Source organism: Pseudomonas putida (assembly GCF_001941965.1).
Classification (GTDB): Bacteria; Pseudomonadota; Gammaproteobacteria; order Pseudomonadales; family Pseudomonadaceae; genus Aquipseudomonas; species Aquipseudomonas putida_L.
This window is the reverse complement of record NZ_MKZO01000079.1, coordinates 167,336-185,305: the sequence shown is the minus strand read 5'-3', so window position 1 is coordinate 185,305 and position 17,970 is coordinate 167,336. Positions and strand designations below refer to the sequence as shown.

Here is a 17,970-nt window from a genome sequence, read left to right as displayed (position 1 = left end):
TGGTTTTCCTCAGGCGCTGGCCTTGTGGGCTTCTTGCGCCGCTTGTTGAAGGGCGATTTCCTGGTTGCGCAGGATGAAACGCTGCAGCTTGCCGCTCGGGGTCTTGGGCAGCTCGCTGACGAATTCGATTTCACGGGGGTAGGCGTGGGCATACAGGCGCTTGCGCACGTGCTGGCGCAGGGTTTCCGCCAGCTCTTCACTGCCCTGCTGGCCGGCGCCGAGGACCACGAAGGCCTTGATCAGCTCGGTGCGCTCCGGATCGGGCTTGCCGATCACCGCCGCCTCGATCACCGCCGGGTGCTCGATCAGTGCGCTTTCCACATCGAAGGGCCCGACGCGGTAGCCCGAGGTAGTGATTACATCGTCGCTGCGCCCGACGAAGCTGATGCTGCCGTCCGGGTTCAGCTCGACGGTGTCGCCACTGAGGTAGTACTTGCCGACGAAGGATCTGGTCGGCAGCCCGTGATAGCCACCGAACCAGCACAGCGGCGATTGCTCGCGGTCCACGGCGAGGATGCCCGGCTGGCCGGCAGGCAGCTCCTCGTGCTGCTCGCCCAGCACGACGATGCGATGGCCGGGAATGGCGTAACCTGCGGAACCCAGGTGCACCGGGTGCTCCAGACCATGGTGGTTGCACAGGACCATGCCCAGTTCGGTCTGGCCGTAATGGTCGTGGATGGTCACCTCCAGCTCATCGCGGAACCAGCGGATCACTTCCGGGTTGAGCGGCTCGCCGGCGCTGCTGACCACCCGCAGGCGGCCCTTGATCGGTGCGGAGAATGCCTGCCCGGCAGCGATCAGCATGCGATAGGCGGTGGGCGATCCGGCCAGGTTGGTGATGCGGTACTTGTCGATCACCCGGCAGGTGCTTTCGACACTGAACGACCCGTCGAAAAAGGTCGTGGCATGGCCCAGGGACAGCGGCCCGGTCACGGCGTAGTACAGGCCGTAGGCCCAGCCCGGGTCGGCGAGGTTCCAGAAAGCATCGTCCGGGCGCAGGTCGATGGCGTCGCGCATATAGCCCTGGAAGGCGACGATGGCGCGCAGCGGCACTTCCAGCGGCTTGGCCGGGCCGGTGGTGCCGGAGGTGAACATCAGCAGGAAGGGCGCATCGCCGGGCAACAGCAGCGGCTCGCAGACGGCGGCGGCAAGACCCGATTCACGGTGGAAATCCAGGTCACCGCTGCTTGCGCCGGCATTCACGCAGACGATGGTCGGACACTGCTCGACCTCATCCAGCTTGGCCCGGTTGTTCGGCTCGGTGACTACCACCTTGGCCCCCGAGGCATGCAGGCGATGCTCGATGGCCTTGGGCCCGAAGGCGGTGAACAGTGGCTGGTAGACCGCACCGAGACGCCAGGTGGCGAACACCGTGACCAGCAGTTCGACGGTCCGCGGCAGCAGGCCGGCGACCCGGTCACCGGGGCCGACCCCTTGCGCCTTGAGGACATTGGCAAAACGCGCAGCACGCTCGCGCAGTTCACTGAAACGGTAGCTGGCGCCCTGGCCGTCACGGCCTTCGCAGTACAGGGCGATGGCCTCGCCGTCGGCATGCCGGTCGCAGCACTCGACACAGGCGTTGAGCCCGTCGAGGTCGCCGGCCAGGGCTGCCCCGGCCGCCTGCTGGTAGTTGAAAGAACGTGCCGCCGCGCTGTACTCACGCATTCGCCAGACTCCCCGTTGTTATTTTTGGAAGGAATTCGAAGGTCTGGAAATAGTCCCCCCGGTGCGGCGGCGCGGCAATGGTCAAAGCTGTCAATCTGGCTGACCGGTTTGGCCATTGCCGGTGCGCCGGCGGCCTGCGGATCAGCGCTGTTCGCCGGCCTCCAGGGCCTGCCCGGTGAAGATCCGGGCTTGCTCGTGGAGGGCCTGCTCACGCTCCGTGCCGAGCTGGTTCATGCGCTCGAGGTAGTCGCCCTCCGGCACCGGCACCTGCGTCTGGGCCTCGCACAGACGTTCGAGGCGCTCCCAGAAACGCGCTTCGATACGCCGGAAATCCGCGGCGTGACGCTCGCGCAAATGCTCGATCCAGAAGTCCTGGCGGGCGATGAAGTCGGCCAGTTCCGGCCCGGCTTCGGCGGATTCGACCGCTGCCCGGGCCGCCTCCAGGTCGGCTTCGGAGACCCCGGCAATATCACCGAACTGCATATGCCGAGGCTGTCCGGGCAACTGCAAGGCCTCGGCCAGGCGCACCCGGAAGGCCAGGCTGACTTCAACCTCGTCCACCAGCTCGCCCGTCAGGCGCCGCCGGCTGATCACCTGCAAGGCATGCTTTTCCACCCGGTCGAGGCGGAACAGCCGGCGGGCGAACGCCAGCAGCGCCTTGTCCTGCTCGCCCTCGGGCGCGCGGGCGGCCGCCTGGCTGACCTGCAGACGCACATCGAGCACGCTGAAGCTGGCTGACACGCTGTCCACACAGGTGGTCGGCGCACTGGCCAGTTCGAACAGCGACTGGCGCAACGCGGTGTTCTCCACCGCCGCGCCGATCATCTGCCAGACCCGCTCGCGCAGATGCTCCGGCGCCAGGCGGTACTCGGCGGTCTCCAGGAGGTTGCCCACCAGGCTGAAGAACGCCGCCGAACCCGGTTCATCGCGCAGGCTTTGCCATTGCTCGTCGCGCTCGCGCAGCAGGTCGTCATGCATGCCGGCCAGCCATTGCTCGCGCAGGCCATCGCTCTCGTCCTGGTCGGCACGCATGCCGTCTTGCTCGCCCGCCGTCCACAAACGCTCGCGCACCTCCCGCCGCAAGGGGTTGCCAAACAGCACGGTGGCGCTGCGAATCCGCGCGGGGGCGGCGAAGAACGTCTCCGGCAGCGCTTCCAGCTCATTGCCACGCAGATCGGCCAGTTCGAGGAACGACCGGCTGACCAGGCCCTCGGGCAAGGCCGCGATGCCCGTACCGCGCAGGCTCAGGCGGCGCAAACGCAACAGCGGACGAATGTCCGGCACCCGGCCGAGCGGGTTACGGTCCAGGGTCAGCACTTCCAGGCGCGGCAGCGCCGACAGGGTGGCCTGAGCGCTATCGGTGAAGCGGATCTGGTTGCCATCCAGGTACAGCTCCTGCAGCCCGGGCATGCTGGCCAGGGCCGGCGGAATCTCGTCGCAGGCGTTCGTGCCGAGATCGAGGCAGCGCAGGCGGGTAAAGCGTTGCAGGAAGCCATTGACCCGGTTGCCCTGGTTGGCTGCGGACAGGTTCAGCTCCAGCACATGGGAAAAGTCCACGGCTTCCGGCAGCTCCGGCAAGTCGCCAGCGAGGGAGCGCGACAGGCGCAGGCGGTAGCCCATGACGCGCCCCTCCACATCCAGCACTGCGGCAGTCTGCCGGCACCAGCAACGGCGGATTTCGTCAGCCACGCGGCGCCGTGCACCGCGGCCCAGCAACGGGGTGTCCTGCACCCAACGGGACAACGCCTGGTCGAGACTGCGCAGGCTTTCCTGGCCACGCAACAGGACGCCCATGGGATCGCCATGCAGCTGCTGGATTTCGTCCAGCCAGATACTCGCTTCCAGCTCACTGAAACCCGGATAGAGCGTGCGCACCATGCTGGTCAGCGTGCTGCTGCCAGGTCGCCCGCGACCACTGAGGGGGTAGCCGCGGCGTCCGTCGGCCAGCCGTTGGGGCGAACGGAAGTACGCGGGCGCCCGGCTGATGCCGAGCAGGCCGGGCAGACGCTGGCGATCGATGTCGGCCTGCTGGCGCAGGAGGATCAGCATGGCGGTCGCATCGTTGCAGCCCAGTGCCGCCCGCTGCCGCGCGTCGAGTCCGTCCACCAGGGCCTGGAACAGGCTGCCGCCCGCCTCGCCCAGGGCCGTGCCATTGGTTTCATACGCGCGGAAATGCCCGTGGGCACCCACCAGCACCCGTACTTCGCGGGCTTCGGCCAGCGGCAGTATGCGCTCCAGCACCGGCCCGTCGACGGTGTTTTCGCGCAGTTCGAAACTCAGGCCGCGGGGCCATTGCGAGAGACTGCGAAACAGCGAAAACGCCATGCGCACGGTATCGCTGGTACAGCGGCTGTCGAGGTAGAGACCTTCCACGGCCTGCAGGACACGCACCTCATGCAGTGTCCGGCGGGCCTTTTCCTGGAGTTCCAGGGGCAGGCGCCGCTCGCCGTCCAGCATCCCGGCCTCGTCCAGCAGGGCCTCGACGAAACGTTCGGGCAGGCCGGGGAACAGTCGCTGGACACGCAGCCCGTCGGCGTCGAGCACCGGGGCCAAGCGCTGCGCCAGGTGTTCGAACAACAGCGGCTGCAAGGTCCGCGCCTCGGCATTCCAGGTCACCCGCTCTTCAGCGCTCCCCGGGCGCAGCGCACGCAGGGCGGCACAGAGTTCGGGATCCAGGCGTTCGAGCGCTGCGCCCTCGGCCAGTTGTTCGAAGAAGTCGGCGATGCGCGCATCCAGGCTGAAATCCGCGACCACCTGGACCAGTTCCACCGGCATGGGCCGACGCTCCACCAACAGGCCACGCAAGCTCGCCTCGTCGTGGCCGCAGATCGCCGCCACCTGTTCGCAGGCCGCCGCCGTCAAGCCGTCGGTGCGCGGCCCGAAACGCCGGAGCAACGCGGCGCTGCCCTGCCATTGCAGCGGATCCTCGCCGGCATGCCACCAGGCGCCGTCGCCGTTGCCGGTGAGCTCTGGCGTCCAGGCGCCCGGGCGCGACGGATGGACGATGCGCCAGCGGGCCTGCGGCGCCGCCTGCTGCACTTCGAACACCTGTTCACCACGACGCCACCAATGCCGGCCCTGGACCCGCACCAGGCCATCGGCATCCGCCGGCCGCGTCAGCGCCAGCGGCACCTGGTGACGGGCGCGCTCCGCCGACCACAGCCGCTGCCGGCCATCGCCATGCAGCACCGGCAGCAGGCCATCGACGAAGCTGCTGCGCTGCAACTCGCGCACGACCACACCGACACCGGCACCGATCAACGCGGTGATCGCCAGGTTGCCGACCACGCCGAGCAGATGATCAAGGGCTTCCTGGCATTGGCCGTGGCTCCAGTCGACCACGCCCTCATAGACTTCGCTCAGGACATCCTTGACCAACCCGACCAGCATGAATTCCCCGACGCCGGGGATGAACGAGGCAAGCAGGCCACCCACGGCGAGGCCGGCGGACTTCAGGGCCTCGATCCGCTGGCGAAACAGGGCCTGGTCGACCGCTGCGGTGGGCACCAGCAACTGCGCCGCATCGGACTTGATCCGGGCGATCTGCCGCTGCGCCTGCCATTCGAACGGCCTTGAGCCGATCGCCACGCCTTGCGCCTGCAGCGCCGGCGAAGGGGCTTGCAGGCAGGACTGCAGCTTGCCAAGGAAGCTCAGGCGGTCGTCCGGTTGCAGTTGCCGGGTGAAGAACTCGGCGTAGGGGGGATGGCGCAGCTGGGACGCCAGTTCATCGTCAAGCAGCGCCAGGGATTCGCACTGGTGCAACGTACGGTTGGGGTCGTTGGGCAGGTAGAGCAGCACCTGGCCTGGCAGGCGCGGATGGGTCGCGGCCATTTCCAGCAGCAACGCACCCTGCACGTCGAAACCCAGCAGTTGCAGATGACCAGGGCTGACATCACGGGATACCGCACGACCGTCGGCCAGGTCCAGCAGCAGGCGTTCGGCGTCCCCGTCGATCTCGCCCTTGAGGCAGGCGCAGCGGGCATGGGCGGCGAGTGCCGCACGCTTGTCGTCGCGCAGACATTCGATGACCTCCTGGCGGCGGTCAAGGTCGTCCGGGGTCAGCACCTCGCGCAGGTGCCTTTGGTACTGGCCGCCCAGGTCCAGCGTGCGGCAACGCGCCGCCACCTCGGCCGGCGCGCAAGCCAGCAGGCGGCCGCCCTCGACGATGCCGGAGCCCGGGTAATGGGCGCCGTCCCGGGCCTCGTCCTCGTTGAAGTTGCGCAGCAGCCGGCCCAGCAGGTCGCTGTCCACAGGGTAGTGATGGAAGCTTGGCAGATCGACATCGGTAATGCGGAACACCGGCATTTCCACGCGCAGGCGGATATCGCGCCACAGCGCCTGGGCGGGTTGCGGCGTGCAGCCGAGTTCGCGCAGTACATCGAGCAAGCGCGGCATGGCAAAGTCTTCCGGCGCCTGGATGCGCGCCAGCAGCTCGCCGACCCGGGCCTGGTGGCGGTGGTGGCTGGACAGGCTCTGGTGCAGTTGCTCAAGCTGCTCGCTGGAGGCGCTGCGCAGCCAGGCGGGGGTGTTGCCGGCTATGAAACGGTCAAGCGCACGGGCGTCGGTAAGCGGGATAGGATCGGTCATGGGTGGCTCCTCGGGATGGGAGCCGGAAGCCTAGGGATGAGGGATCGCTGCCTGACAGTCGGAAAGGCTGCCGCAAGGACGCCTCAGGAACTGGCCAGCACCAGCGTCCGGTAGTGCCCCGGGTTGCTCCCCGACCATTTGCGAAATGCCTTGTGGAACGAACTCACATCGGCAAACCCCAGGCGCTCGGCGATCTCGGCAAAGCTCAGCTCCGGCTGTGCCAGCCAGCCGATCGCCAGCTCCTTGCGCAGGCTGTCCTTGAGCGCCTGGTAGCTCTGCCCCTCGTCCGCCAGGCGGCGGCGCAGGGTCGAGGCGGAGATGCACAGGCTCTGGGCCAGGGCCTCGGTTTCCGGCCATTGCCCGGCAGGCCGCTGGCGCAGGTCATCCTTGATCCGCCACGCGAGGCTCTCGGGATCACGGTACTTGACCAGGATATTGCCCGGCGCCTGGGCCAGGAACCGCTGCAATTCCTCGGCGCTGCGCCTGACCGGCAGGTCGAGGCAATCGGCGGCGAAGATCATCCGCGTGCGCGGCCGCGAGAATTGCAGGTTCTGCGAGAACATCACCCGGTAGTCATCGCAAAAATCCGGCTCGGCGCAGCGCAGCTCGATGGCCAGGATCGGAATCCGCCGCCCCGCCAGCCAGCAGGCGACGCCATGCACGATCATCCAGAAGGTGAAGTAGGTGAAGGGCCGCCGCGCCTCCTGCCGGGGCTCGCCGATGACGATCTCGGCCAGGCTCTGCTGGCGCACCAGCACCGGGTGCAGGTGCTCGAACATCAGGGTGAGGAACTCCAGCCCCGAGGCCAGGGCCGCGCCGACCGTCGGCTGGGCCATGGACGAGCGGCACAGATACGCCAGGCTGCCGCTGCGCAGGCCGCGCGGGTCCATGCAGAAGAATTCATCATTGCAACGCCGCGCCAGCAGGCGCCAGAGCCGCGCATAGGCGCTGGCCGGAACCCGTGCTTGCGGCAGTTCGAGCCGGGACGCATCGATACCCACGCGCTTGAGCACCTCGGCGGTCGCCGCGCCCGGCGGGCAGCTTTGCAGGAGCGCCTCGCGCACCAGTTGCATGGAGATGGTGTCTTTCGCCGTATTCAACAGGGGTTCGCCTTGGTAGTGCCGGGTGCGCGCATCTTAAGCCAGATTCAGGGTTGCGGCGCCAGGCCGAGAAACGCCTGGATCAGACGCAGTTCGCGGCGCCGCTCGAGGCAGCCGAGCATATGCTGGTTGACCAGCCCGCCGCCGGCGATCGGTCGCGCCACCACCCGCGGGTCGTGGCCCAGCTCCGCCGAGGAGACGATGCCGATGCCCAACTCCGCCGCCACGGCCTCGGTCACCGCCTCGCGGCTGTCCAGTTCCAGCACCACCCGCGGCTGCACCCCGGCATCGGCACAGACCTGGTCGAAGGTGCGGCGAGTGATGGAGCTGGGCTCGCGCAGGACCATGATCTGCCGGTCCAGCCCGGCCAGCGGCAGTTCTTCCGCGCTGCCTGCCCAGGCATGCCCGGCCGGGAGCAAGGCGCAGATCCGCGAGGGCTCAAGACCTTGCAGGTACAGGCCCTTGCGCGGCTCGACCTCGGTCAGCACGGCCACGTCGGCATGCTCGGAGAGCAACGCGGCCAGGGTTTCCTGGGCATTGCCCAGGCGCAGGTTGACGGTGATCCCCGGGTAGCGCTCGCGCAACTGCGCCAGCATCGGCATGACCCGGTGCGGCCCGTCCGCCGCCACTTCCAGGCGGCCCGTGAGCAACTGCCGGTTGGCTTCAAGCATGGCCTGGGCCTCCTCGGCCAGGCCGAACAGCGCCCGGGTGATGGCCGCCAGGCGGGTGCCCTCCTCGGTCAGCTCGACCCGACGGGCGGTGCGCCGCAGCAGGGTGATCTGGTAGTGCTCCTCCAGTGCCTTGACGTGCCCGGTCACTGCCGGCTGGCTGATGAACAGGCGCGCGGCGGCGCGGGTGAAGCTGCCTTCACGGGCAACGGCATCGAAAGCGCGGAGCTGGAACAGGTTCATTTCTATCGGCCTGACTTATAGCTGGCATAACAACAAGCAATTTGATTGATGAATCGAGGAATTGCAACCTAGCGCCCATCAGATTGCTGCCATCCGCTGCGAGGAATACCCAATGAGCAACGCCCCGCTCCTGCTGACCCCGGGCCCCCTGACCACCTCCGAGCGCACCCGCCGGGCGATGCTCACCGACTGGGGCTCCTGGGACCGCGACTTCAACCAGCTGACCGCCAGCCTGTGCGAGCAATTGCTGGGTATCGTCAACGGCAGCGCGACTCACCAGTGCGTGCCCCTGCAAGGCAGCGGCACCTTCGCCGTGGAAGCGGCGATCGGCACCCTGGTGCCCCGCGACGGCAAGGTCCTGGTGCTGGTCAATGGCGCCTACGGCCAGCGCCTGGCGAAGATCTGCCAGGTCCTGGGCCGCGAGTTCAGCACCTTCCATACCGCCGAGGACCAGCCGACCACCGCCGCCGACGTCGACCAACTGCTGGCCGCCGACCCGAGCGTGACCCACGTCGCCCTGATCCACTGCGAAACCAGCACCGGCATCCTCAACCCGCTGGCGGAGATCGCCCAGGTCGTGGCCCGCCATGGCAAGCGCCTGATCATCGATGCCATGAGCTCCTTCGGCGCCCTGCCGATCGATGCCGCGCAAGTCCCCTTCACCGCGCTGATCGCCGCCTCCGGCAAGTGCCTGGAAGGCGTGCCGGGGATGGGTTTCGTCTTCGCCGAGAATGCCGCCCTGGCTGGCGCCGCCGGCAACAGCCACTCCCTGGCCATGGACCTGCATGACCAGCACCAGTACATGGCCAGGACCGGGCAGTGGCGCTTCACCCCGCCGACCCATGTGGTCGCCGCCCTGCACGAAGCCCTGCGGCAGTACAACGAGGAAGGCGGCCTGCCCACCCGGCACCAGCGCTACGCCGACAACTGCAAGGCCCTGCTGGAGGCCATGGCCGGACTGGGCTTCAAGAGCTTCCTGCCGGCAGAAATCCAGGCACCGATCATCGTCACCTTCCACGCCCCGCGGGACAGCCGCTACCAGTTCAAGGACTTCTACGAACGGGTCAAGGCCAAGGGCTACATCCTCTACCCGGGCAAGCTGACCCAGGTGGAAACCTTCCGCGTCGGCTGTATCGGTTGTGTCGGCAAAGGCGGCATGCGTGCCGCTGTGGAGGCGGTCGCCCAGGTACTGCACGAAATGAATGTCACTGAAATCTGAAGCCCTTCATCGAATTCGCACAGGACACATTGCAATGAATTACAGCAACCCGAAACAGCTGCAAGCCGCGATTCTCGACTGGGCCGGCACCGTCGTCGACTTCGGCTCCTTCGCCCCGACGCAGATCTTCGTCGAGGCGTTCGCCGAGTTCGACGTGCAGGTCTCGATCGACGAAGCCCGCGGGCCGATGGGCATGGGCAAGTGGGATCATATCCGCACCCTGTGCGACCAACCGCAGATCGCCGAGCGCTACCGCAAGGTGTTTGGCCGGGCACCGAGCGATGACGATGTCACCGCCATCTACAACCGCTTCATGCCGCTGCAGATCGAGAAGATCGGCTCGTGCTCGGGCTATCCGAAGGTGGTGATGGACAAGGTGGTGGAACTGGCCGAGAAGAACGGCTACGTCGCCGACCATGTGGTGGCCACCGACGAAACCCCGAATGGGCGCCCGTGGCCGGCCCAGGCGCTGGCCAACGTGATCGCCCTGGGTATCGACGACGTGGCGGCCTGCGTGAAGGTGGACGACACCGTGCCGGGGATTCTCGAAGGCCGTCGCGCCGGGATGTGGACGGTGGCGCTGGTGTGTTCGGGGAATGCCCTGGGGCTGACCCATGAAGGTTACAAGGCGCTGGATGCCGGGACGCTGGAGCGTGAGCGCAAGCGGATTCACGGCATGTTCGAAGGCTCGCGGCCGCATTACCTGATCGATACGATCAACGAGCTGCCGGAGGTGGTGGCGGATATCAACCGGCGCCTGGCGGCGGGTGAGATGCCACAGTCCGTATAAGACAATCCCTGGCACAAATTGGCCCCTGTGGGAGCTGGCTTGTCAGCGATAGGGCCGGACCTGACAACATCGATGTCAGTGCCGGCCTCATCGCTGGCAAGCCAGCTCCCACAGGGTTTTGTGTTGTTTTCAGGTCAGCCTTGGTGCCTGGCCACCCACTTGGCATAGCTATCGATAAACCCCTGCAGGAACGGCCGCGCCTTCTCCGACAGTTTCCCCTGCTCGTCGAACAGGCTCCCCGCCCCGCCCACATAGGCCTCCGGCTGCTGCATGCACGGCACATCGAGGAACACCAGGGACTGGCGCAGATGATGGTTGGCACCAAAGCCACCTACCGCGCCCGGCGACACACTGACCACCGCCCCCGGCTTGCCGCTGAACACACTTTGCCCATAAGGCCGCGAACCCACGTCGATGGCGTTCTTCAACGCGCCCGGCACCGAGCGGTTGTACTCCGGGGTGACGAACAGCAGACCCTGGGTGCCCTTGATCTGCTCGCGGAAGGTCTTGTACGCCGCCGGTGGATCCACATCGATATCTTCGTTGTACAACGGCAGTTCGCCGATCTCGACGATCTTCAGCTTGAGACTCGACGGCGCCAGCTCGGCAAGCGCCTGGGCCACCTTGCGATTCAAGGACGCCTTGCGCAGACTGCCGACCAGCACCGCGACCGTATAAACCTGGCTCATGACCACCACCACCTGCGTGAAATAGGGAATAGACAGTTATAGATGATGGGCGATGGCCGAAAGGTTTTTTTCCTGGTCCTACAAAACTTCCTACCCGGCGAGACGGTCTATGAACCACGCAGATCATTTTTTCAGAGGTCATAACCGAAATGACAGCAGTACTGGTCGGGCAATTTCATGCCAGGGACGCCGAAGGACGCATCTACCCCGTGCATGAGTTTCAGGAAGCCACCCTGCAGGCCGATGGAAGCGCCGCCTCGATGCCGATTACCACCTATCGCCTGGCCATTGGCGATCGGGTCAACCATATCGGCGAAGATCGTTTCGAACTGGTTCAGAGTGGCGTCGAGCTGATCCGGGTTCCGTGATTTCCCTTTGCGAACGGCCCTTCACGGGCCGTTCCTGTTTTTCCCCGCAGTAAAAAATCCCACGCCACAGCGCGCCATCCGCCGAAGCATCTGAGATCATGCCCGGGCTTTTCGAGCCAGCGGATGACAGACCATGCTCACGGTACAAGACCTGATCGATATCGAACTGCTCAAGCTGGAGGCCGTCGCCGGCCTGGGCGGTACCGGCAGGCTGATCACCTGGGCGCATACCGTCGACCTGCCCGACCCGTGGCGCTGGGTGTCCCCCGGCGACCTGGTGATGACCACCGGCCTCGGCCTGCCCGCTGGCGAAGAAGACCAGGTGGCCTGGCTGGAACAACTGGTGCAGAGCAATCCCAGTGCCTTGGTGATGGCACCCCGCCCCGACGCACCGGCCCTGAGCCAGGCCTTGCTGGCCGCGGCCGACCGCCTGCTGTTCCCGGTCCTGCACGCCAGCTTCGAGCTGGAGTTCGTCAAGCTTTCGCACCATGTGATCGAAAGCGTGCTGCAGGCCCAGCGCGAGCGCTTCAATGCCAGCGAGCGGCTGTTCCAGACCTATGCCGAGGCCCTGCGCAAGGCGCCGGAAATGGCCGGGCGCCTGGCGATCCTCGGCGAGGCGCTGGGGCTGGACCTGGGCATCGAGGATGCGGTCGGCGGCGACACCCTCGTCGCCACCAGCAGCACCGGGGCGGCCCGGCATATCGAACGCATCCCCATTCCCGGCCGCGCCCGGGCCGATCTGCTGATGGCGCGCAAGACCCAGCGCACTGCCGATGATTCGATCCTGGTGCGCTCGCTGGTGGGCCTGCTCGGAGTCGAGCTGGAACGCCTGATGATCCACCGCGACCAGCAGCGCGAGGAAGGCGCGGCGCTATTGCGCAGCCTGCTGGAGAACGAGACGGAGTTCAGCCTGGCGCGGCCGATCCTGGAACGGCGCGGACTGGGCGGCAGCCTGGTGACCCTGGCCATCCAGCCGGGAGAGAACGCCCCGTGGACGGCGGCAGAACTGCATCACGCCCCAGCCCTGCACCAGGCCTGTCCGTTGTTGCTGGAAGACAAACGCATGCTGCTGGCGATCTGTCCGAATGATGGCGAGCTGTTCGACACCCTGCGCCGTCATCTTGGCAGCGGCAGCATCATCGGGGTCAGCGGTGTCATTGCCGCCGCCACCGGCTTTCGCGAAAGCGTGCGCCAGGCCCGGCTGAGCCTGACCCAGGCAAGGGAAATGGATGCAGGTGTATTGCGTTATGGCGAGGCGGAAACCGGGTTGATCATGGCGCCCAAGTCCCTGGCCGAAGCGCGGGCGCTGGTGGGGCGTTATCTCGGGCCGCTGATCGAGCATGACCGGACGCAGGGCGCGGCGTTGCTGGGGACCTTGATCACCTTCCTGGACAACGATGGCAACTGGAAGGCCACGGCGCTGGACCTGGGGATTCACCGGCAGACCTTGGTTTATCGGCTGAAGCTGGTGGAGCAACTGACGGGAATCAAACCCACCACGACCCAAGGGATCGCCCGCTTCTGGATCGCCATCCAGGCCGGACGCAACACCGAGCTCATTGGCTAACGCGAAACCTGTGGGAGCTGGCTTGCCAGCGATGGCGTCGGTGAATTCACTACCGCTATCGCTGGCAAGCCAGCTCCCACAGGGTGGTGTACAGCCTAATGAAAAAGGCCCCGCAGCGAACTGCGGGGCCCCCTGCCGTCAGGCAGCAAACCGCTCGTTACTTGCTGGTCGGCATGGCGAACTCGGCGCCCTTCTCCGTGCCCTGCGGCCAGCGCTGCATGATGCTCTTCTGCTTGGTGTAGAAACGCACGCCCTCTTCACCATAGGCATGCATATCGCCGAACAGGCTCTTCTTCCAGCCACCGAAACCATGCCAGGCCATCGGCACCGGGATCGGGACGTTGATGCCGACCATGCCCACCTGAATGCGGCGGCCAAACTCGCGGGCGATGTGGCCGTCACGGGTGTACAGGCTGACACCATTGCCGAACTCGTGGGCGTTGATCAGCTCCACCGCCTCGGCGAAATCCTTGACCCGCAGGCAGGCCAGTACCGGGCCGAAGATCTCTTCCTTGTAAATCCGCATGTCGGTGGTGACGTTGTCGAACAGCGTGCCGCCCAGCCAGAAGCCATCGCCACAGCCTTCGCCGGCCACTTCGCCGTTGAAGCCACGGCCGTCCACCAGCAGGGTCGCGCCTTCCTTCACGCCTTGCTCGATATAACCGGTGATGCGCTCGTGGGCCGCGCGGGTCACGATCGGGCCCATCTCGGCGTCGAGGTTGGTGCCGTTCAGGACTTTCAGTTCCCGGGTGCGCTGGATCAGCTTCGGCATGACTTTCCCGGCGGTTTCCTCGCCAACGAACACCGCCACACTGATCGCCATGCAACGCTCGCCGGCCGAACCGTAGGCCGCCCCGATCAGCGCATCGACCACCTGGTCGATATCGGCATCGGGCATCACCACCAGATGGTTCTTCGCGCCGCCCAGGGCTTGCACGCGCTTGCCGTGGCGGGCACCGGTTTCATAGATGTAGTTGGCGATCGGGGTCGAGCCGACGAAGGAGATCGCCTGCACATCCGGGTGCTCGATCAGCGCGTTGACTGCGTCCTTGTCACCCTGCACCACGTTGAACACGCCGTCCGGCAGGCCGGCCTGCTTGAGCAGCTCGGCGATGAACAGGCTCGGGCTCGGGTCGATCGGGCTCGGCTTGAGGATGAAGGTGTTGCCGGTGGCCAGGGCCACCGGGAACATCCACATCGGCACCATCACCGGGAAGTTGAACGGGGTGATGCCGGTAACCACGCCCAGGGGCTGGCGCAGGGTCCAGTTGTCGATATTGGTGCTGACCTGGTCGGTGAAGTCGGTCTTGAGCAACTGCGGCGCACCACAGGCGAATTCGACGATCTCGATGCCGCGGGTCACTTCACCCTGGGCGTCGGTGAAGACCTTGCCGTGCTCGGCGGTGATCAGCCGGGCCAGGTCGTCGCGGTGCTCGTTGAGCAGGGCGAGGAATCTGTTGAGGATCCGCGAACGGCGCAGCGGCGGCAGGTTGCTCCAGGCCGGGAACGCGGCCTTGGCCGAAGCGACGGCGGCGTCCACGTCCTTCCGGGCGGACAGTTGCACCTGGGCAGTAACGACGCCAGTGGCCGGGTTGAACACAGGCAGTTGCTGGCCGCTGGTGGTGTCGGCGACGGCGCCGGAAATCCAGTTGCTGATGGTTTGGGTCATTGTTCTTCTCGCATCGAAGGGTGACGGCAGCAGCACGCGGCTGCCGGTGAAATCAGTAGATCGCGTAGACCTTGCGCACGGTTTCCAGCACGTCCCAACGCCCGGTCCAGCCCGGCGGCAGGATGATCAGGTCGCCACCGCTGACCTCGACCACCACGCCGCTGGCGTCGTCGGTCAGGTTGGCGCGGCCGGACAGGATGTAGGTGAACTCGGTGTCAGGACGGTTGACCACCGGCCAGCCGCCCGGCTGGCACTCCCAGACGCCGAGGCTGCCCACGGCCTCCGGGGCCAGGCGCTGGGTGGCGATCTGCGGGTCGCCGTGGTCGGCACCGGCACGCTGACCGGCGGGGTTGAGCGGCATGGCCTGCAGGGTGGTGCCTTTGATGATCGTGAAAGCAGTCACGGGATTCTCCTCTTAGTGCGCGCCGGTGAGCTTTTCCAGCAGCATCGCGGTACGGGATGGTCGATGGGTTACGCGCTCTTCGATATCGCTCAGCGAGGCTGCGGCCAGCCCGCTGTTGACACCCAGCCAGCGCAGCGGCTCGCGCTCCCACAACGGGGAACGGTGGTTGACGAAGGGCAGATGGTTGATCTTCTCGTCGCGTTCGAGGATCAGGTTGCGCAGGATCCGGCCCGCCAGGTTGCTGGTGGCGACGCCGTCTCCCACATAGTTGCCGGCCCAGGCCATGCGGTTTTTGCGGTCGATGCTGACGGTCGGGCACCAGTCGCGGGACACCCCGAGGGCGCCGCCCCAACGATGGGTGACGCGGGTGTCGGCCAGGGCCGGGAAGAATTCCAGCATGGTTTCGTGAATCTTGGCGTGGGTGCTGTCCACCAGGTCGGCCTGCTCGGGCATGCCCGAACCCCACTTGTACGGAGCGCCCCGCCCGCCGAAGACCAGGCGGCCCTCGGCAGTGACCTGGCCGTAGACCCGCAGGTGGCGCATGTCGTTGAAGGCCAGGCGCTGGTCGAGGTTGAGGCGCTGGCGCAGCTCCAACGGCAGTGGTTCGGTGGCCAGGACCAGGGAGTACAGCGGAATCACGAAGCGCGAATGGCCCGGCTGTTGCGAGGTGAACGCCTCGGTGGCGCGCACGGTGATGTCGGCCTTGACCGAACCGTGGGCGGTGCGCAGCAGGCCCGGGGTCAGCTCGGTGACCTCGGAGCCTTCGTAGATCTTCGCGCCCATGCTTTCAACGAGTTTCGCCAGGCCACGCACCAGCTTGCCGGGATGGATCAGCGCGCAATGCTCGGTGTACAGGCCGCCGAGCACATCACGGGCGCCGACCCGGGTGAAGGCTTCGCCGGCCTCCAGGGTGCGCCACTGCTGCGGCAGGCCGAAGCGTGCCGAAGCGTCCACCGCCGCCCGTGCCCGGTTCATCTGTGGCTGGCTGCGGGCCAGGGACAGGAAGCCCTGCTTGGCATAGTCGGCCTCGACGCCTTCGAGGGCCAGCACGCGGCCGATCTCGTCGACCGTATCGTTCATCGCCCCTTGCAGTTCCAGGGCCGCAGCATGGGAGTACATTTCGGCCACGCGGGTCAGGGAAATCGGGAAGATCGCCGAGGCCCAGCCGCCATTGCGGCCCGAGGCGCCGAAGCCGACTTCGCGCTTTTCCACCAGCACCACGCGCAGCGACGGATCGCTCTTGAGCAGGTAGTAGGCGGTCCAGAGCCCGGTGTAGCCGGCACCGACGATGGCGACATCGGCTTCCAGCGCTGCGCCGAGGCGCTCGCGCGATGGCGCCGCTTCGAACCAGAGCGGTTTGTTGGGCAGGTGGGTCAAATCAAGTTTCGCTGACATGCTGTGGGCTTCCCATTGACGGCCCCGGAACCCGGGGCACTGTCCGATACGGCGTGGTTAAGCGTTTTTCGCAGGTTGTACGGTGGCTGCGGGACTGCTCGCGGAGACCCGGAACACCAGGTACGAGGCGGCGATGGCAATGATCGCGATCACGCACTGCAGCAGGCTGATCTGGGTCGAAGGGTCGAAGGCCATGCTCACCAGCACCGCGATGATCGAACCGGTGACCAACAGCGGCAGCACCGGGTGCGCCCACATGGCGAACTTCAGCGAGCCTTCGGCGACCCAGCGGCGGCGCAGCTTGAGCTGGGACAGGCAGATCACCAGGTAGACGAAGAGGAACACGGTGCCCGAGGAGTTGATCAGGAACTGGAACACGGTGTCCGGCCAGACCGCCGCGATGACCACGCAGCCGTAGCCGACCAGGGTCGAGGCGATCACCCCGCGCACCGGCACGCCCTTGCGGCTGGTAGCCGCGATCCAGCGTGGCGCTTCGCCGTTGGAGGCCAGGACGTACAGCAGGCGGGACGAGGTGTAGAGGCCGGCGTTGAGCACCGAGAGCACCGCGACCAGGATCACCAGGGTCAGCATGTCGCCGGCGCCAGGGATGCCGATGCGCTCCAGGGTGGTGACGAACGGCGACTTGCCGGGGACGATGTCGGTCCAGGGCTGGGCGACGACGATGAAGAAGGTGGCCAGGACGAAGAACACCAGGATGCGCATCATCACCGTGTTGACCGCCTTGCGGATGTTGCGCGACGGGTCTTCGGACTCGGCGGCGGCCAGGGTCGCCACTTCCACCCCGGTCATGGAGAAGATCACCACCACCACGCCGGTGAACAGCGAACCGATGTCATGGGGCAGGAAGCCGCCGTGGTCGGTGAGGTTGGCGAAACTGGCGGTGGAGCCCGGCCACAGCTTGAAGGCCCAGGCCCCGGCGACGGCGAGGAAGACCACGATGGCCACCACCTTGATCCCGGCGAACCAGTACTCGGCCTCGCCGAAGGAATGCACCGACATCAGGTTCAGCAGGGTCATGCCGACCATCAGGCCGAGGGCGATGGCCCAGACCGGCAGGTCGGGGAACCAGCCGTTGATGATCTGCCCGCCGACCACGGCTTCGAAGCCGACGACGATCACCCAGAAATACCAGTAGAGCCAGCCGGTCATGTAGCCGGCGGGCCGGCCGAAGGCCATGCGCGCATAGTCGACGAAGGAGCCCCGGGTCGGATGCGCCGCGGCCATCTCGCCGAGCATGCGCATCACCAGCGCAACGATCAGGCCGGTAATGGCGTAGGTAATGAAGGCACCGGGGCCGGTGGAGGCGATTACCGCACTGGAGCCGACGAACAGCCCGGCGCCGATCACGCCGCCGAGGGCCAACATGCTGATGTGTCGCGTCTTGAGTGCACGCTTGAGACGCGGGTCATGCTCGGTTTGTACAGGCATTGGTTGTCTCCTTGTTGTTATTGAATCAACGCTGCCTGGGCGGGAGGTTAGGCAGATGCAAGGAGGCTGAACATCGACAAAATCCGGGCACGGGGCGGCCTGGCTGTACAAATGTATGAAGGCAGGGAAGCTTCAAGCTTTAAGCCGCAAGCCATAAG

Annotated in this window: 13 protein-coding genes; 4 read left to right on the top strand and 9 right to left on the bottom strand. The window is 66.5% G+C overall.

The genetic code is table 11. The annotated features are described in order from the left end of the window. Positions 1-9: 9 nt before the first annotated feature. The 4 genes from PSEMO_RS32060 to PSEMO_RS32045 all read right to left on the bottom strand — a co-directional run bounded on the left by PSEMO_RS32060 (position 10) and on the right by PSEMO_RS32045 (position 8,263). Complete coding sequence (locus tag PSEMO_RS32060) at positions 10-1,665, bottom strand: AMP-binding protein (protein WP_075806869.1); 1,656 nt, start codon at positions 1,663-1,665, stop codon at positions 10-12. A 141-nt stretch (positions 1,666-1,806) separates the two neighbouring features. Further along, entirely contained in the window at positions 1,807-6,252 is a 4,446-nt protein-coding gene (locus tag PSEMO_RS32055) for an NEL-type E3 ubiquitin ligase domain-containing protein (protein WP_075806868.1), read from the bottom strand. Between the two features lie 83 nt (positions 6,253-6,335). After that, positions 6,336-7,325, bottom strand: coding sequence for an AraC family transcriptional regulator (locus PSEMO_RS32050; RefSeq protein WP_075806867.1), 990 nt, complete (start codon positions 7,323-7,325; stop codon positions 6,336-6,338). A gap of 74 nt (positions 7,326-7,399) precedes the next feature. Beyond that, entirely contained in the window at positions 7,400-8,263 is an 864-nt protein-coding gene (locus tag PSEMO_RS32045) for a LysR substrate-binding domain-containing protein (protein WP_075806866.1), read from the bottom strand. A gap of 112 nt (positions 8,264-8,375) precedes the next feature. On the opposite strand from PSEMO_RS32045, the gene PSEMO_RS32040 reads away from it, so the two are divergent. After that, the gene (locus tag PSEMO_RS32040; protein ID WP_075806865.1) at positions 8,376-9,482 is read left to right on the top strand and encodes a 2-aminoethylphosphonate--pyruvate transaminase; all 1,107 of its coding nucleotides are present in this window, start codon (positions 8,376-8,378) and stop codon (positions 9,480-9,482) included. A gap of 34 nt (positions 9,483-9,516) precedes the next feature. Beyond that, a complete protein-coding gene (locus tag PSEMO_RS32035; RefSeq protein WP_075806864.1) occupies positions 9,517-10,272 on the top strand; it encodes a phosphonoacetaldehyde hydrolase in 756 nt (251 codons plus the stop codon). A gap of 134 nt (positions 10,273-10,406) precedes the next feature. Here the strand turns inward: PSEMO_RS32035 and PSEMO_RS32030 are convergent, their stop codons facing one another. Next, complete coding sequence (locus PSEMO_RS32030; RefSeq protein WP_075806863.1) at positions 10,407-10,961, bottom strand: NADPH-dependent FMN reductase; 555 nt, start codon at positions 10,959-10,961, stop codon at positions 10,407-10,409. Between the two features lie 149 nt (positions 10,962-11,110). Here PSEMO_RS32030 and PSEMO_RS32025 point away from each other — a divergent pair, with 149 nt between their 5' ends. Further along, entirely contained in the window at positions 11,111-11,329 is a 219-nt protein-coding gene (locus PSEMO_RS32025; RefSeq protein WP_075806862.1) for a hypothetical protein, read from the top strand. Between the two features lie 133 nt (positions 11,330-11,462). Beyond that, a complete protein-coding gene (locus tag PSEMO_RS32020; RefSeq protein WP_075806861.1) occupies positions 11,463-12,896 on the top strand; it encodes a PucR family transcriptional regulator in 1,434 nt (477 codons plus the stop codon). Between the two features lie 157 nt (positions 12,897-13,053). Here the strand turns inward: PSEMO_RS32020 and PSEMO_RS32015 are convergent, their stop codons facing one another. The 4 genes from PSEMO_RS32015 to PSEMO_RS32000 are packed head-to-tail and all read right to left on the bottom strand — an operon-like array spanning position 13,054 to position 17,812. Further along, on the bottom strand, positions 13,054-14,565 hold the full coding sequence (locus PSEMO_RS32015; RefSeq protein ID WP_075806860.1) for a CoA-acylating methylmalonate-semialdehyde dehydrogenase: 1,512 nt from the start codon (positions 14,563-14,565) through the stop codon (positions 13,054-13,056). Positions 14,566-14,617: 52 nt separating this feature from the next. Beyond that, positions 14,618-14,968: a cupin domain-containing protein gene (locus tag PSEMO_RS32010; protein ID WP_075806859.1), complete on the bottom strand. Its 351-nt coding sequence runs from the start codon at positions 14,966-14,968 to the stop codon at positions 14,618-14,620. A 12-nt stretch (positions 14,969-14,980) separates the two neighbouring features. Next, on the bottom strand, positions 14,981-16,363 hold the full coding sequence (locus PSEMO_RS32005; RefSeq protein ID WP_075806858.1) for an NAD(P)/FAD-dependent oxidoreductase: 1,383 nt from the start codon (positions 16,361-16,363) through the stop codon (positions 14,981-14,983). A 57-nt stretch (positions 16,364-16,420) separates the two neighbouring features. Further along, a complete protein-coding gene (locus tag PSEMO_RS32000; RefSeq protein ID WP_075806857.1) occupies positions 16,421-17,812 on the bottom strand; it encodes an amino acid permease in 1,392 nt (463 codons plus the stop codon). Between the last annotated feature and the right edge of the window lie 158 nt (positions 17,813-17,970).